The 14,853-nt window shown below is 55.8% G+C and carries 13 protein-coding genes; 8 read left to right on the top strand and 5 right to left on the bottom strand.

The window, feature by feature from the left end; all coding sequences use genetic code 11:
- Positions 1–93 precede the first annotated feature (93 nt).
- Positions 94–1,560 (top strand): MocR-like pyridoxine biosynthesis transcription factor PdxR, encoded by a 1,467-nt coding sequence (gene pdxR, locus AACY26_RS03150; RefSeq protein ID WP_339510887.1) that lies wholly within the window; start codon positions 94–96, stop codon positions 1,558–1,560.
- A gap of 43 nt (positions 1,561–1,603) precedes the next feature.
- Here the strand turns inward: pdxR and ppnN are convergent, their stop codons facing one another.
- The 5 genes from ppnN to AACY26_RS03125 form a co-directional block, all read right to left on the bottom strand.
- Positions 1,604–2,977: a nucleotide 5'-monophosphate nucleosidase PpnN gene (gene ppnN / locus AACY26_RS03145; protein ID WP_339510885.1), complete on the bottom strand. Its 1,374-nt coding sequence runs from the start codon at positions 2,975–2,977 to the stop codon at positions 1,604–1,606.
- A 247-nt stretch (positions 2,978–3,224) separates the two neighbouring features.
- The gene (locus AACY26_RS03140) at positions 3,225–4,265 is read right to left on the bottom strand and encodes a DUF2157 domain-containing protein (protein ID WP_339510883.1); all 1,041 of its coding nucleotides are present in this window, start codon (positions 4,263–4,265) and stop codon (positions 3,225–3,227) included.
- A gap of 247 nt (positions 4,266–4,512) precedes the next feature.
- The gene (gene rhlB, locus AACY26_RS03135) at positions 4,513–5,967 is read right to left on the bottom strand and encodes an ATP-dependent RNA helicase RhlB (protein ID WP_339510881.1); all 1,455 of its coding nucleotides are present in this window, start codon (positions 5,965–5,967) and stop codon (positions 4,513–4,515) included.
- A 318-nt stretch (positions 5,968–6,285) separates the two neighbouring features.
- Positions 6,286–7,224: a GGDEF domain-containing protein gene (locus AACY26_RS03130; protein ID WP_339510879.1), complete on the bottom strand. Its 939-nt coding sequence runs from the start codon at positions 7,222–7,224 to the stop codon at positions 6,286–6,288.
- Positions 7,225–7,509: 285 nt separating this feature from the next.
- A complete protein-coding gene (locus tag AACY26_RS03125) occupies positions 7,510–8,169 on the bottom strand; it encodes an alpha/beta hydrolase (protein ID WP_339510877.1) in 660 nt (219 codons plus the stop codon).
- Between the two features lie 486 nt (positions 8,170–8,655).
- Here AACY26_RS03125 and AACY26_RS03120 point away from each other — a divergent pair, with 486 nt between their 5' ends.
- From AACY26_RS03120 to AACY26_RS03090, 7 genes are all read left to right on the top strand, one after another.
- Positions 8,656–9,684 (top strand): amino acid ABC transporter substrate-binding protein, encoded by a 1,029-nt coding sequence (locus AACY26_RS03120; protein WP_339510875.1) that lies wholly within the window; start codon positions 8,656–8,658, stop codon positions 9,682–9,684.
- Positions 9,685–9,781: 97 nt separating this feature from the next.
- Positions 9,782–10,966, top strand: coding sequence for an amino acid ABC transporter permease (locus AACY26_RS03115; RefSeq protein ID WP_339510873.1), 1,185 nt, complete (start codon positions 9,782–9,784; stop codon positions 10,964–10,966).
- Between the two features lie 10 nt (positions 10,967–10,976).
- The gene (locus AACY26_RS03110) at positions 10,977–12,074 is read left to right on the top strand and encodes an amino acid ABC transporter permease (protein ID WP_339510871.1); all 1,098 of its coding nucleotides are present in this window, start codon (positions 10,977–10,979) and stop codon (positions 12,072–12,074) included.
- 11 nt (positions 12,075–12,085) lie between these two features.
- Complete coding sequence (locus AACY26_RS03105) at positions 12,086–12,850, top strand: amino acid ABC transporter ATP-binding protein (protein ID WP_339510869.1); 765 nt, start codon at positions 12,086–12,088, stop codon at positions 12,848–12,850.
- 160 nt (positions 12,851–13,010) lie between these two features.
- On the top strand, positions 13,011–13,484 hold the full coding sequence (locus AACY26_RS03100; RefSeq protein ID WP_339510867.1) for a nuclear transport factor 2 family protein: 474 nt from the start codon (positions 13,011–13,013) through the stop codon (positions 13,482–13,484).
- A 152-nt stretch (positions 13,485–13,636) separates the two neighbouring features.
- Positions 13,637–14,347 carry a phosphatidylcholine synthase gene (gene pcsA / locus AACY26_RS03095; protein ID WP_339510865.1) on the top strand — a complete coding sequence of 237 codons (711 nt, stop codon included), beginning with the start codon at positions 13,637–13,639 and terminating at the stop codon, positions 14,345–14,347.
- 3 nt (positions 14,348–14,350) lie between these two features.
- A complete protein-coding gene (locus tag AACY26_RS03090; RefSeq protein ID WP_339510863.1) occupies positions 14,351–14,653 on the top strand; it encodes a GIY-YIG nuclease family protein in 303 nt (100 codons plus the stop codon).
- Positions 14,654–14,853: the final 200 nt, after the last annotated feature.

Below are 14,853 nucleotides of genomic sequence, written 5' to 3'. Positions count from 1 at the left end.
TTCTGATTCAGAGTTGTGGATTGATGGCTGCATGCTAGGCAGAATATTGGTCTGTTGTAAGATCCATTTATTGCCAACTTGAAGGTGCCAATTATGGCGGTGAATGCGCCGTTACCAGTTGATCTGTCCGGTGTGCGGCTTGAACCCGGGCCTGGCTTGGCCCGCCAGCTGTATCAGCGATTGCGCGAGCGTATCCTCGACGGGCGCTTGCCGGGTGGCGCGCGCTTGCCGGCCAGTCGTGATCTTGCCGGCTTGTTCAATGTGTCGCGCAATACGGTGACACGGGCGTTTGATCAGCTATATGCCGAGGGCTACATAGAAGGCAGGGTTGGCGACGGTACCTACATTGCCCAGCTTGCGAGCGTTGCGCCTGTCGCAACGGTGCAACCTGCCAGTCCTGTGCCGAGTGATGCCCTGCGCATGCTTGATAAGCATCACCTACCCAGGCCGCCAGAAGGCGCGCCACGGGCCTTTCGAGTGGGCGTTCCGGCATTTGATCTGTTTCCCTTTGAAACCTGGGCAAGGTTGTCAGCACGGTTCTGGCGCAAGCCATCGCCAGCCCGGCTGGGCTACGGTGATCCCGCCGGTGACCGGCAGTTACGCGAGTTGATCGTGGCGTACCTGCGTAACAGCCGTGGTTTGCAATGTGATCCAGCGCAGGTGGTGATCACCAGCGGTGCGCAACAAGCTATCAGCCTGTGCGCACAGTTGTTGTTGCAGCCGGGCGATCGAGTAGCGGTTGAAAATCCGGGTTACCGCGCGGCCGGGCACGCATTTGCCGTCGCTGGCGCCCGTCTGCAGGGTGTGGCGGTCGATGACGAGGGCATTGATACGGCCGCGCTTGAGCGGCTGGGGCATTGTCGTCTGGCCTATGTGACGCCCTCACATCAATACCCAACGGGGGTGACCTTGTCGTTGCAGCGTCGGCTGGAGTTGCTTGAGTGGGCCGAGCGGCACGACAGTTGGATTGTCGAGGACGATTACGATGGTGAGTACCGTTATCGCGGTACGCCACTGGCGCCTTTGGCTGCGCTCGACCGACAGGGGCGGGTGCTGTATGTCGGCACATTCTGCAAGATTACCTTTCCGGCTTTGCGTCTTGGTTATTTGATATTGCCGGCGAGCCTGGCCGAATCCTTCTCGCGGCGCCGGGCCTTGGATATGCGTCATTCCGAGGTCGGCACCCAGGCGGTGATGGCCGAGTTTATCGCCGCCGGGCACTTTCAGCGGCATATCCGCCGGATGCGCAGTGCTGCGCGCAGTCGCCGCGACGCGCTGTTGGCCGGCTGGCCCAGGACTATTGCCGGCTGCGCAGCCATGCCGGCGGTGGATGCCGGGCTGCACCTGTGCGTCAGGGTTGAGACAGTTGCGCGCGAGCAGGAGCTGATCGCAGCAGCTGCGGTGGTCGGTGTTGAAATCAATGCGCTAAGCAGTTACTGGTTGCCCGATAGCGACCAAGCGCCAGACCAGCGTGCAGGTTTGGTGCTTGGTTTTGCTGCTGTGGCTGAGGCCGATATCGAGGCCGCATTGCGCGCCCTGCATATCGCCTGGGCTGTCTAAACAGGCTGCCGAGCCTTAATCGCTCGACAGACTGTGTGCTGCCTTACTTGACGACGCGGTAACAGGGTACGTAGTCGGCGCCGCCTGGCAATTTCATGCGGTGCTGATCGACAAATGCCTGTAGCAACTCGTCCAGCGGTTGCATGACGGCTTTGTCGCCATGAATCTGGTACGGGCCTTTCTCCTCAATCAAGCGAATGCCCTTGTCCTTAACGTTGCCAGCAACAACCCCAGAGAATGCCCGGCGCAGGTTGGCGGCCAGTTCGTGGGCGGGCAGCTCGCGGTTCAATTGCAGGCTGGCCATGTTCTCGTGCGTCGGATCGAAAGGACGTTGCAGGCTTTCGTCGATTTTCAGCAGCCAGTTGAAGTGGAACGCATCATTGCGCTCGCGGCGGAACTGTTTTACCGCTTTGAGGCCCTCGGTCATTTCGCGGGCAACTTGTGCCGGGTTGTCGATGATGATTGTGTAGTGGCGCTGCGCTTGCTCGCCCAAGGTTGCGCCAACAAAGGTATGCAGTTGCTGGATAAAGGCTGCGGCGCTCTTGGGCCCGGTGAGAATAACCGGGAAGGGCAGTTCGCTGTTGTCTGGGTGCATCAGGATACCCAGCAAATACAGAAACTCTTCCGCCGTGCCTGCGCCACCCGGGAAGATGATGATGCCGTGACCCACGCGAACGAACGCTTCCAGACGTTTTTCGATATCCGGCATGATCACCAGTTCGTTAACGATTGGGTTCGGGGCTTCAGCGGCGATGATGCCTGGTTCGGTCAAACCCAGGTAACGGCTGTTATTGATGCGTTGCTTGGCATGGGCGATAGTTGCGCCCTTCATCGGGCCCTTCATCACGCCGGGGCCGCAGCCGGTGCAGATATCAAGGCTGCGCAGGCCCAGTTCGTGACCGACTTTCTTGGTGTACTTGTATTCGTCTGTGTTGATTGAGTGACCGCCCCAGCAGACGACCATTTTCGGTTCTAGACCCGGGCGCAGGGTGCGGGCGTTGCGTAGCAGGTGAAACACATAGTCGGTGATGCCCTCTGAGCTGCTCAGGTCGATGCGCTGGCTGTCGAGTTCATTCTCGGTGTAGACGATGTCGCGCAGGGCGCTGAATAACATTTCCCGGGTGCTGGCGATCATCTCGCCATCTACGAATGCATCGGCAGGGGCGTTGAGCAGTTCCAGGCGAACACCGCGATCTTGCTGGTGAATGCGAACTTCGAAATCTTTATAGGCATCGAGAATGGTTTTCGCATTGTCGATCTGCGCACCGGTGTTGAGGATGGCCAGTGCACACTGGCGGAACAGTTTGTAGATGCTAGCTGAGCCGGCTTCGCTGAGTTGCTGAACTTCTCGCTGAGAGAGGGTTTCGAGGCTGCCCTTCGGGCTTACGGAGGCATTTATTACGTTTCGTTGGGCCATTCTTGGCTCCTTTAGTACGACCCCGCGGACTCACAACTGCCACAGGCGTCTTAAAATTGAATGCACACGCCGCAACTTGCCGAACGCTTGCACAGCGCTCAAGGCAGAACAGGCGGCTAATGGTGTGCAAGGCATAGCCTTTTCTACAACGACGCAGGGCTAAGCGAAACCCCTTGGATGAAAAATATCCGTTGGCTCAAGTATTTAGCTCAGTTTTTGCACAACCAGGCAATCTCCCTTGCGTGCTTCAACGGCGCAGTGCGGGAAGGAAGTTCTGCCAACTTGCGGGTATTTTGCTGCGAAGTTGCGCACTAAAGGCATCCCGGCGCTTCTGATACATCAATCCCAAGCCAATAACCGCAAGGCCAATCAGGCTGACGATGATCGGGAACAGCAGCGAGTCAGCAAAGACTTCGTAGGATAAATGGCCGAGATAGGCGGCGACACCAAGCCCCCCAAAGATCATGAACAGACTGCGCCGAAGCAGCACGGCAACGGCCATCAAACCCAGGTTGATCAGGCAATACAAGGCTTTGCCCAGTTCGCTGTTACTGTCCATCAGGCTCAGCCCGCCCCAGAACGCCAACAAACCGGCCAAGTATCCCCAGAATGCGTAGTCGCGTTGGCTGCGGCCATCGACCCACAAGCTACAGAGCAACACCAGCAAGCCGAACCAGAGCGAGATCCAGCGGCGTTGTGCCCAGTCGAAAGAGCTGCCAAACAGCAGTTCGGTCAAGTCCATCGACATAAACCACAGCGCAAGCGCAATTGGCATGACGATAAAAGGGAAGGGCAGCAGGCGCAGCATCAACAGGCCAACAAGTACAGTGCCAAGCTCCATCGCCAGCCAGCCACTTTGCACGTATTTGTAGTAGTCGTTGTAGCTGCCCAAGCCATCATCCAGCGGCCACCAGCCCATCAGGCGTTGCGCGGCAAATATCAGCAACGGCGTCATGCTTACGGCCACGGCTCCGAGCAAACCACCTGGAACCTGCTGGCCGCGTTGCCACATGCTGCGGCCACACAGGGTAAAGAACAGCATATAGGCCGCACTGACTATCAGCAGCGCGCCTTCGCCAATGTTCATCCAGGCCTCGGTCAGCAGCCAGCCCATGGCGCCGATGATCAGCATGGCACCAAAGTAGTAGGCAACCTGTGCCAGTTGAAAGCTCGCCCGTTCAGGATTTTGCTGCTGCAAAAAACTCAGCAATGCCGCGTCCTGGCCGGGAGCAAGTACTCCAGCGGCGACGGCTTTGCGCAGGTCGGCAGGTTCTAGGGTCAAGCGCATTTGGGACTCCATTTCCGCAATTTAATTGCTTCAAGACTAGCGCGTAGAGTGGTCAACGCGCAGCTTGCCCATCATGACTCAAGCGACCATAAGCGCAATGACCGGCATGCGCCCGCGATTTTGATGGTCGTTTAATGGTGGGCGGTAAAAGCCTCACCCACCCTACAGTTTGTATGACAACGCTGGGTTTGTTGCGGGCACAAAAAAGGCGAAGCTGTTGGGCTTCGCCTGTTTCAACGGTGCGGGTTTAACCTTTGCGGGGCACCGGCTTGAGCAGTTCATCTGGTGGCATTTCACATGAAATCTTGCGACCCAGTAGTTGCTCGATTGGCGGCAGCGCATAAGCGTCATCTTCGCCAGCAAAGCTGATCGAGGTGCCATTGGTGCCAGCACGGCCCGTTCGGCCGATACGGTGAACGTAATCGTCCGGGTCTTCGGGCAGGGTGAAGTTGATCACGTGGCTGATGGCGTCAACGTGAATACCACGGCCTGCAACGTCAGTTGCCACCAGAACGCGGATTTTGCCTTCACGGAAGCCTTCAAGCACCTTGATCCGCTTGTGTTGCGGCACGTCCCCCGACATCTGCGCAGCACTGATTCCATCGCGGGTCAGGCGCTCTTCAATACGTCGTACTTCGTCCTTGCGGTTTGCAAAGACCATCACCCGGATCCAGTCGTTCTGCGCAATCAGGTTGTACAGCAACTTGTACTTGTCGCTACCGGCAACGGCATATACGTGTTGCTCGACAGTGTCACTGGCCACGTTCTCGGGCTCGATTTCGACAATCGCCGGGTCGGTGGTCCATTGCTTGGCCAGATTCATTACATCTTCGGTGAAGGTTGCCGAGAACAGCAGGGTTTGCCGCTCACCTTTCATCGGGGTCTGGCGAATGATTTGCCGAACCTGCGGGATAAAGCCCATGTCGAGCATGCGGTCGGCTTCATCGAGCACCATGACTTCAACCATGTCAAGGTGGACTTCGCCACGCTGGTTGAAATCAAGCAGGCGACCAGGCGTTGCTACGAGAATGTCGCAGTAGCGCGACTCCAGCAGTTTCAGCTGTTTATCGAAATCCATGCCGCCGACAAAACTCATGACATTAAGGTCACAGTATTTCGTCAGGTCTTGGGCATCCTTGGCGATCTGCACCACCAGTTCGCGGGTTGGCGCGATGATCAGTGCGCGTGGTTCGCCCATATAACGCTCTTTCGGCGCCGGGGTTTGCTGCAACTGGGTGATGATCGAGATCAGGAATGCCGCGGTTTTGCCGGTACCCGTCTGGGCGCGGCCAATAGCATCCTGGCCGTTCAGGGTGTAGCCCAGAACGCCTGCCTGAATAGGTGTGCAGTACGGAAACCCAAGGTCGTGAATGGCATGCATCAGGCCTGGGGTGAGGTTGAAATCGTGAAAGCGTGTTTTGCCTTCAGCAGGCTCAACCACGAAATCGCTGAGTTTCCAGTTATCAACCGGTTTGGGGGCACGCTCGCGGCGTGGTCTTGCCGCTTTAGGGGCGTCATTGCGGGCTGGCTTGGTGCCAGTTGCTTCAGCCTTTGCTTTGCTTGAGTCACGGTTGTTATCGCGTGCTTTGCTGTTGCGGCCGGTGTTGGCTGGTGCAGTATCAAGTGGCGCAGCTGGCTGGTTTACTGGGCCTGGCTGCTCGCCGTCGGCTTTGCCGAACATTTTCTTTAGTGCTTTGAGCACGGTCATCTCGTCAATTGGTTAAGGAGTGAACTGCGCCAGTGTAAAGCAAGAACACGGCGCGGCGAAGTGCCACAGCCGTTTGCTGTTGGCAAGCCGCCTATTCATGGGCGGATTGGCTTAGGGATTCTCTTAAAAAGGCAGCGAGCGAAGATAGGGCAAGGCGAGAAATGCGAAAAAGCGACCGGGGTCGCGCTCGACTTTAGTTGGCCTAAATAAGCATTTTAGTCGCTTTTCTCAACCCTTCAGGGCCGCAACATGGGCTGCCCCAGCAAGGGCTGCTCCAGTAATATCAAGCGCAGTAGTTTTTTAAGCGATTCCTTAGTGGCGCAGGCAGTTGCGACCTTGCTGCTTGGCCTTATAGAGCGCGTGATCGGCTCGAGCAAGCATGCTTTGCAAGCTGTCTTTGCAACGCATCGATGACAGGCCAATTGATACGGTAACGCCGGGCAACGGGCCAGTGGGGGAATAAAAGGTCGAGACCGACTGCAGGCTCATGCGCAAGCGCTCAGCGATGAGCAACGCCTCCTCGATACCCATTTCCGGCAATAAAATGACGAACTCTTCGCCACCATAACGAACCAGGCTGTCCTTGTTGCGCAGTTGGTCGGTGAGTGTTTGCGCGACCATGCGTAGCGCGTAGTCACCCGCCAAGTGACCATGTTGGTCGTTGTAATCCTTGAAGTGATCGACATCGAGCATCAACAAGCTAAAAGGTTGTTCGTTGAAGGCGCAGCGCGTGGCTTCACGTTCAAACACATGCTCCAGCCAGCGACGATTGAAGGTGCCGGTAAGGGTGTCGATATTGGCGTGTTGTTCGCTGCTGAGGATGGTGCGGTTACCCTGGCGGACCCGCTGGCAGAGCAGTTCCAGCAGGTTCTGCATGAGCTGGGGGGAGTGTTGGAATAAATTGACCAGCGAAGCGCGGTGCAATCGCAGTACTCGGCTGGGTTCGCTGGCAACCACGAATGCGCAAGGGTGGTCGTTGTCAATGAAGCTGATTTCCCCCGCACAATCGCCGACATATAAGGTGCTGATGGGTTGGTTTTCGAGTGAGCCTAGGTAAACCATGAGCTGGCCGCTGACTAAAACATATAAATATTGGTTGCGCGTCGTCGGCGACAGCAGGATTTCTCCGGCATCGATGTCGTAAGCCAAAAACTCTCTAAGCAACTGCTCAATGTTGCTTAGCGCCACCTTATCGAACAGGCGCAGTTTATCCAGATGCTGCGTCTCGGCTTGCCAGTGAGCTGGTTTCACTGGGGCCACCTGTAGGCGCAGGCCCATATAACCCAACACATCCCTAGCGCTCCCCGCGTGATGAGTCGATCTTGTCATTCCTATGGACAGATTAGCCAAGAACGCCCGTTGCACCTTGCCAGGCGACCAGCGGCATGCCGCGCCAGCAAAGGGCTGGGCCAGCATACAATGAGTCCGTATCCGGCCCGGCTGGCAATTGCTGATGCTTGAGCGGTTCGGGTCATGCCCAGGCGCGATGGCCCGGGCATTTGCGCGGTCAAAGCTGCGCTGCGGACCAGCCCTTGCTTAGTGGCCCAATTGCTCAATCAGCCAGTTGCCTATGTCATGGATTTGTTGTGGCAGCACTTCGTGCGCCATCGGGTATTCCTGCCATTTTGGGTCACATCCTCTGCTTTTCAGCCAGTCATAGGCTGCACGCCCCATGCTCGGCAGCACCACATCATCATGACTGCCGTGCTGGCAATAAACCGGCAGTTGCTGTTTGTCGGGCTCAAGGCTGAGGTTTTCAGTAAAGCCTGGGGCGTAGGTCGACAGTGCCAGTACACCACCGAGAGGACCAGCCCAGCGCATAAATGCGGCGTGGTAAACCACTGCGCCGCCTTGTGAAAAACCGGCCAGGAATATCCGCTTGGGATCAATTCCACTGTCGCGTGCCGCTTCTATGAGGGTTATGACTTGTTGCGCCGAGGCTTCCAGTTGCTCGCGGTTGATCGCGCGGGCCGGACTCATCGCCAGAATGTCATACCAGCTGGGCATTTCGAAGCCGCCGTTAATGGTCACCGCTCGGGTCGGCGCCTGGGGAAGTACGAAGCGGGTCGCGGGTAGAACCTGTTGCAATGCTTCGGCGACAGGCAGGAAGTCGTAGCGGTCTGCGCCCAAACCGTGCAACCAGATTACGCACGAATCCGGTGCGTGTGTGGGCTGAAGAATCAATGGTTCGCTCATGTTTGGCTCCAAGGTGGTGCTTAGGCTCTAAATTGGTGCGCGCTAAACTTTAGATAGTGGCTATTCTCTGAATTAGATGTCGCAAGGTTGCAAGTTTTGCTATTGACCCGCCTTTATCGAGCTAGTGGCACGGTGCTGGTACGGGGTTTGCTACATCTATCCGGACTGGGGATGTTGTCTGGTAGCAGTAACACTTTTATTTATTGTTGCCGGATGCAGAACAGACGGGAAGCCAATTTGATCCGGGTTTCCAAAAGGTTCGCCAGAAGCAGTTTTTTTGGTGATGAGCAAATTGCTATCCGTCTCACGTTCGATCTATCGATCAACGTGCGCAAGTTCAAAGCCGATTGAAAAAACGGCAACATAACTCGCGCTAATGCTCAATCCGTGGTTAATTGCGTCGCTGCCAACGTAATTGACTCACCCCACAAGGGTACGGTGGTAGGGCTGAGACTCCAACACAACAAAAGCAACTGGAGGTTTTTAATGAAGATGGTGAAATCCACTCTGGCTATTCTGACTACCGCGACTGTTCTCGGTGTCAGTGGCTTTGCTCAAGCGGGCGCAACACTGGATGCTGTACAGAAAAAGGGGTTTGTACAGTGCGGTATCAGTGACGGTTTGCCTGGTTTCTCGTACGCAGATGCCAAGGGTAACTACCTGGGCCTCGACGTTGATGTCTGCCGCGCAGTTGCTGCAGCCGTTTTCGGTGACGCAACCAAAGTCAAATACAGCCCACTGACTGCAAAAGAGCGCTTCACTGCGCTGCAATCCGGTGAGGTTGATGTGCTGTCGCGTAACACCACCTGGACCAGCTCCCGTGATGCAGGCCTGGGCCTGAACTTCGCTGGCGTCAACTACTATGACGGCCAGGGTTTCTTGGTTAACAAGAAACTGGGTGTTTCCAGCGCTAAAGAACTCGATGGTGCAACCGTTTGTATCCAAGCCGGTACCACCACTGAGCTGAACCTGTCCGACTACTTCCGTGCCAACGGCATGAAGTACACCCCGATCACTTACGATACTTCTGACGAAAGCGCCAAGTCGGTTGAAGCTGGCCGTTGCGACGTGCTGACTTCTGACCAGTCGCAACTGTATGCACAGCGTATCAAGCTGGCCGCTCCGGATGAGTATGTAGTGCTTCCAGAAGTCATCTCCAAAGAGCCTTTGGGCCCTGTGGTTCGCCAAGGTGACGAGGAGTGGTTCGACATAGTGCGTTGGTCCCTGTTTGCCATGGTTAACGCCGAAGAGCTGGGCATCACTTCGAAAAACGTAGAAGAAATGGCTAAATCCACCAAGAACCCAGATATCGCTCGTCTGCTGGGTGCAGAGGGTGAGTTTGGTAAAGACCTGAAACTGCCGAAAGATTGGGCAGTGAAGATCGTCAAGCAAGTGGGTAACTACGGTGAAAGCTTTGACCGTAACGTCGGTGCCGGTAGCGATCTGAAGATCGAGCGCGGCCTCAACGCCCTGTGGAACAAAGGTGGTCTCCAGTACGCACCACCAGTGCGCTGACCGTCAGTGCTCACCTCTGTTCTGGATGTGAGCATAGTTCTGATGATGTGAACCCCATGCCCGCTGATGCGGGTGTGGGTGTTCCAAGAGGGCTTATATGCAAACTAGTGCAAATGCCTCTCACCCCAAGGGCTCCGTCTGGACTGACCCTAAGGTGCGTGCGTGGATATTCCAAATTCTTGCCGTTATCGCTGTCGTGGCGCTCGGCTGGTTCTTGTTTGACAACACCCAGACCAATCTGGAAAAACGTGGTATCACCTCCGGCTTCTCGTTTCTTAATAACAGCGCCGGCTTTGGTATCGCCCAACACCTGATCGAATATACGGAAAGCGATTCCTACGGCCGGGTCTTCGTCATTGGCTTGCTCAATACCTTGCTGGTGTCTGGTATCGGTATCGTCGGTGCAACCTTGCTTGGCTTTATCCTGGGTATCGCGCGGCTGTCGCCTAACTGGCTGGTCAACAAGTTGGCGACCATCTATATAGAGACATTCCGTAATATCCCACCACTGCTGCAAATTTTCTTCTGGTACTTCGCGGTCATGCTGGCCATGCCGAGCCCGAAGCAGAGCCTTGAATTTGGCAGCATGTTCTTTATCAACAACCGGGGCTTGTACTTGCCTTCGCCTTCGGCAACGGATGCATTTACCCCCTTCCTGATTGCCTTGGTCCTGACCATTGTGGCAATCATCTTCATGGTTCGCTGGGGGCGTGCACGGTTTGAGAAAACCGGTCAGCCGTTTCCGCTGTTGTTGACCTCGCTGGCGATGCTGCTGGTGGTTCCGGGCTTGACCATCTTGTTGTCAGGTAATCCGCTGACGTGGCAGATCCCGGAGCTCAAAGGTTTCAACTTCCGTGGCGGCTGGGTAATGATTCCCGAGCTGATTGCCTTGACCCTGGCGTTGACGATCTACACCGCAGCCTTTATCGCCGAGATCGTCCGTTCGGGCATCCAGGCGGTAAACCATGGGCAGACCGAAGCGGCTCGTTCGCTGGGATTGCCTGCTGGGAAGATCCTGCGCCTGGTGGTTATTCCACAGTCGCTACGGGTGATCATTCCACCGCTGACCAGTCAGTACCTCAACCTTGCGAAGAACTCGTCCCTGGCTGCCGGTATCGGCTATCCGGACATGGTTTCGCTGTTTGCCGGTACGGTACTGAATCAGACAGGGCAGGCGATTGAAGTCATCGCCATCACCATGAGCGTGTACTTGGCGATCAGCATTAGCATTTCGCTGTTCATGAACTGGTACAACAAGCGCATTGCGCTGATCGAGCGGTAAGGAGCAGCCCATGCAAACTCATACGTTTAAACCTGATTTGCCACCTCCGCGCCTGAGCGTTGGCGCGGTTGGCTGGCTGCGCAGCAACCTGTTCTCCAGCGTACCCAATACCTTGTTGACCATTGTTGCGGTGTACTTGATCTGGCTGATGATCCCGCCACTGCTTGATTGGGCGTTCTTCAGTGCTGACTGGGTCGGTACAACCCGCGCCGATTGCACCAGCGATGGCGCTTGCTGGGTGTTTATCCAGCAGCGTTTTGGCCAGTTCATGTACGGCTTCTACCCGACTGAAATGCGCTGGCGTGTTGACTTGGCATTGTGGGCGGCGATTATCGGCGCTGCACCCTTGTTCGTGCCGCAAATGCCGCGCAAGGCCTTGTATGGCTTGAGCTTCCTGGTCGTCTATCCAATCCTGTCCTACGTGCTGCTGCATGGCGGTCACTTCGGTTTGGAAACCGTGCCAACCAGCCGCTGGGGCGGTTTGATGCTGACCCTGGTGATCGCATCCGTGGGCATTGCTGGTGCTTTGCCGCTGGGGATCTTGCTGGCGCTTGGGCGTCGTTCGGATATGCCGGCCATCCGGGTTATCTGCGTGACCTTTATCGAGTTCTGGCGTGGTGTGCCCTTGATCACCGTGCTGTTCATGTCCTCGGTGATGTTGCCGCTGTTCTTGCCCGAAGGCATGAGCTTCGACAAATTGATGCGCGCTTTGATCGGGGTGATCCTGTTCCAGTCGGCCTACATCGCCGAAGTGGTGCGGGGCGGCCTGCAGGCCATTCCAAAGGGCCAATATGAAGCGGCTGCGGCGATGGGGCTGGGATATTGGCGCATGATGGGCCTGGTGATTCTTCCGCAAGCGCTGAAGATGGTTATTCCGGGCATCGTCAACACCTTTATTGCCCTGTTCAAGGATACCAGTCTGGTCATCATCATTGGTTTGTTTGACCTGCTCAACAGCATCAAGCAAGCAACCACAGACCCGGCGTGGCTCGGTATGTCGACTGAGGGCTACGTGTTTGCAGCCCTGGTTTACTGGATTTTCTGTTTTGGTATGTCCCGCTACTCCATGCATCTGGAGCGCAAATTGGACACTGGCCACAAGCGTTAGGAGCTAGTCAGATGAGTGAAGCAATTAAAAAGCCTGAAGCTGTGGAAAGCATGATCCAGATGCAGGGCGTACATAAATGGTACGGCCAGTTCCATGTGCTCAAAGACATCAACCTTGATGTTAAGTCGGGCGAGCGTATCGTCCTGTGTGGGCCTTCTGGCTCGGGCAAGTCGACGACCATTCGTTGCCTGAACCGCCTGGAAGAACACCAGCAAGGTCGCATCGTCGTTGATGGCACCGAGTTGACCCATGACCTCAAGCAGATTGAAGCGGTCCGCCGCGAAGTGGGTATGGTGTTCCAGCACTTCAACCTGTTTCCGCACCTGACCGTGTTGCAGAACTGCACCCTGGCGCCGATGTGGGTGCGCAAGATGCCCAAGCGTCAGGCCGAGGAAATCGCCATGCACTACTTGGAGCGTGTGCGTATTCCAGAGCAGGCGAATAAGTTTCCCGGGCAGTTGTCAGGTGGCCAGCAGCAACGTGTGGCCATTGCCCGTGCCTTGTGCATGAAGCCAAAAATCATGCTGTTCGACGAGCCAACCTCAGCCCTTGACCCGGAAATGGTCAAGGAGGTGCTCGACACCATGATCGGCCTCGCTGAAGACGGCATGACCATGCTCTGCGTGACTCACGAAATGGGTTTCGCACGTACGGTGGCCAACCGCGTGATCTTCATGGACAAGGGGGAAATTGTCGAAGAAGCTGAGCCTAACAAGTTCTTCACCAATCCAGAGAACGAGCGGACCCAACTGTTCCTCAGTCAGATCCTGCACTGATCGTAAGTGCCTTGACAAGGGAGCCTTATGGCTCCCTTTTTTGTGGGCCGTATCGCCAGTCGACATAACGGTTTTTAGATCGCTGTTGGCCAATTTGCTCATAGGCATTCATGCGGACTTCACGCTAGTCTAATAAGACATATGGAGAGAACTGGGTAAGATGAACTCTGCTAACGGCCGACTAATTCAAGATTTTTACACTGCTTTCCAGCAGCTCGATGCTGAAGCCATGGCGAGTTGCTACGCCGACGATGTGCGCTTTAGTGACCCGGTATTTCCCGATTTGCGCGGCGAAGATGCCGTCGATATGTGGCGCATGCTCACCCAGCGTGCCAAAGACTTTAACTTGAGCTTCGATAATATTCAGGCCGACGAACAGCAGGGTAGTGCGCAGTGGGTGGCAACCTATGTCTTCAGCCCGACGGGTAACACCGTGGTCAACCGTATCAATGCCTATTTCAAGTTCGCTGATGGCAAGATAGTTGAACATCGTGACCAGTTTGACCTTTGGCGCTGGGCGGCGCAGGCATTAGGCTTCAAGGGCCGTATACTGGGCTGGACGCCATTGGTGCAGAATGCCATTCGTGGCCAGGCGGCCAAAGGTCTGGCGCAGTTTCAGGCCGCGCGGGTGTAAGGGAGTATCCTGAAGTTTCATGCGGCCAGGAGGTAAAGTGGAACATAATGGACTGGTTTTCGGTCAGATATGCATTGACCTGGTCTGACAGGCCACCACGTTGTGAGAAATTTATCGCCATGAATAAGACCGCGCCACTGAGAGAACCGACTATGCAAGGATTGCTGTTGCGATTGGCTCAGGCTAAGGCTTGGGGTGTTCATGCTATGACCGCCAGCGGTGTGATCCTGGCATTACTGGCCCTGCTGGCGGTGCTTGATGGTAATCCCCGAGCATCATTGCTCTGGCTTGGGCTGGCGCTGCTGGTTGATGGCCTTGATGGCACATTGGCGCGCAAGTACGACGTTAAAACCGTGCTGCCGCAGTTTGATGGTACAACCCTCGACCTGGTCGTCGATTACCTGACCTACGTGTTTATCCCCGCGATTTTTATCTATCGGTTCGTGCCGCTGCCTGAGTACACCCCGTTGCTGGCTGTCGGCTTGATCCTGTTGTCGTCATTGTTCTGTTTCTGCAACGTCAACATGAAAAGCCAGGACAACTACTTTGTGGGCTTCCCGGCGGCGTGGAATGTGGTCATCGTCTATTTGTATCTGCTCGATGTCACGCCCTGGATGAGTGTTGCCTGCATCCTTGTGCTATCAGCGCTGACTTTGAGCACCATGAAGTTCCTGCATCCGTTCCGGGTCAAGGAATTCATGCCAGTCAACATCACCATGACCCTGGTCTGGATGCTTTGCTGCTTGCTGCTGATACTGCAGTATCCGAAGGCTCCAGCATGGTTGATGGCGTTATGGGCGGTGTCTTCGGTGTATTTCGTAGCGGTTTGCGTGTGGCGCACCTTGCGTGAGTGGCTGCGCTGATAGATGACTGAAGTAGCTGATAAAACCTGGTCGGTGTATCTGGTCAGGGCGCAGAACGGCGCCCTGTATTGCGGCATCAGTGATGATCCCCAGCGACGCTTCGCCAAACACCAAAGTGGCAAAGGCGCGCGTTTTTTCTTCTCCAGCCCGGCGCAAGCACTGGTCTACACCGAGGCCTGTGCCGACAAGGGCGATGCGTTGCGCCGCGAACGGGCGATCAAAAAACTCAGCAAGGCAGCAAAGGAAAGTCTGGTGCAAGGCCGCGAGGCCTTTATCGCCGTGCCTGATACTGCGCTATCAACTTAACCGAGTTGTGTCCCAGGTATTAGGTGCCTGGACGTTCGGCGCGTAAGCTAGTGGTCTATCAATAATCAGGAATCCGCTGAAAAAGGTAGCGAGCGACGATAGTACGAGGCAAAAAAATGCGAAAAAGCGGAGTTTACGTGTTGTAAATGAGCATTTTGAGCAGCTTTTTAACGAAGTAATATCTAGCGCAGTAGTTTTTC

This window comes from Pseudomonas sp. RL_15y_Pfl2_60 (assembly GCF_963970595.1).
Lineage (GTDB): Bacteria > Pseudomonadota > Gammaproteobacteria > Pseudomonadales > Pseudomonadaceae > Aquipseudomonas.
Note: the sequence above shows the minus strand (reverse complement) of the source record. Positions and strands in the feature narration are given on the sequence as shown.

Excerpts from the sequence above, each read along its gene's own strand:
- pdxR (WP_339510887.1), top strand. The coding sequence starts at position 94 with ATGGCGGTGAATGCGCCGTTACCAGTTGATCTGTCCGGTGTGCGGCTT.
- ppnN (WP_339510885.1), bottom strand. The coding sequence starts at position 2,977 with ATGGCCCAACGAAACGTAATAAATGCCTCCGTAAGCCCGAAGGGCAGC.
- AACY26_RS03140 (WP_339510883.1), bottom strand. The coding sequence starts at position 4,265 with ATGCGCTTGACCCTAGAACCTGCCGACCTGCGCAAAGCCGTCGCCGCT.
- AACY26_RS03125 (WP_339510877.1), bottom strand. The coding sequence starts at position 8,169 with ATGAGCGAACCATTGATTCTTCAGCCCACACACGCACCGGATTCGTGC.
- AACY26_RS03120 (WP_339510875.1), top strand. The coding sequence starts at position 8,656 with ATGAAGATGGTGAAATCCACTCTGGCTATTCTGACTACCGCGACTGTT.
- AACY26_RS03115 (WP_339510873.1), top strand. The coding sequence starts at position 9,782 with ATGCAAACTAGTGCAAATGCCTCTCACCCCAAGGGCTCCGTCTGGACT.
- AACY26_RS03110 (WP_339510871.1), top strand. The coding sequence starts at position 10,977 with ATGCAAACTCATACGTTTAAACCTGATTTGCCACCTCCGCGCCTGAGC.
- AACY26_RS03105 (WP_339510869.1), top strand. The coding sequence starts at position 12,086 with ATGAGTGAAGCAATTAAAAAGCCTGAAGCTGTGGAAAGCATGATCCAG.
- AACY26_RS03100 (WP_339510867.1), top strand. The coding sequence starts at position 13,011 with ATGAACTCTGCTAACGGCCGACTAATTCAAGATTTTTACACTGCTTTC.
- pcsA (WP_339510865.1), top strand. The coding sequence starts at position 13,637 with ATGCAAGGATTGCTGTTGCGATTGGCTCAGGCTAAGGCTTGGGGTGTT.
- AACY26_RS03090 (WP_339510863.1), top strand. The coding sequence starts at position 14,351 with ATGACTGAAGTAGCTGATAAAACCTGGTCGGTGTATCTGGTCAGGGCG.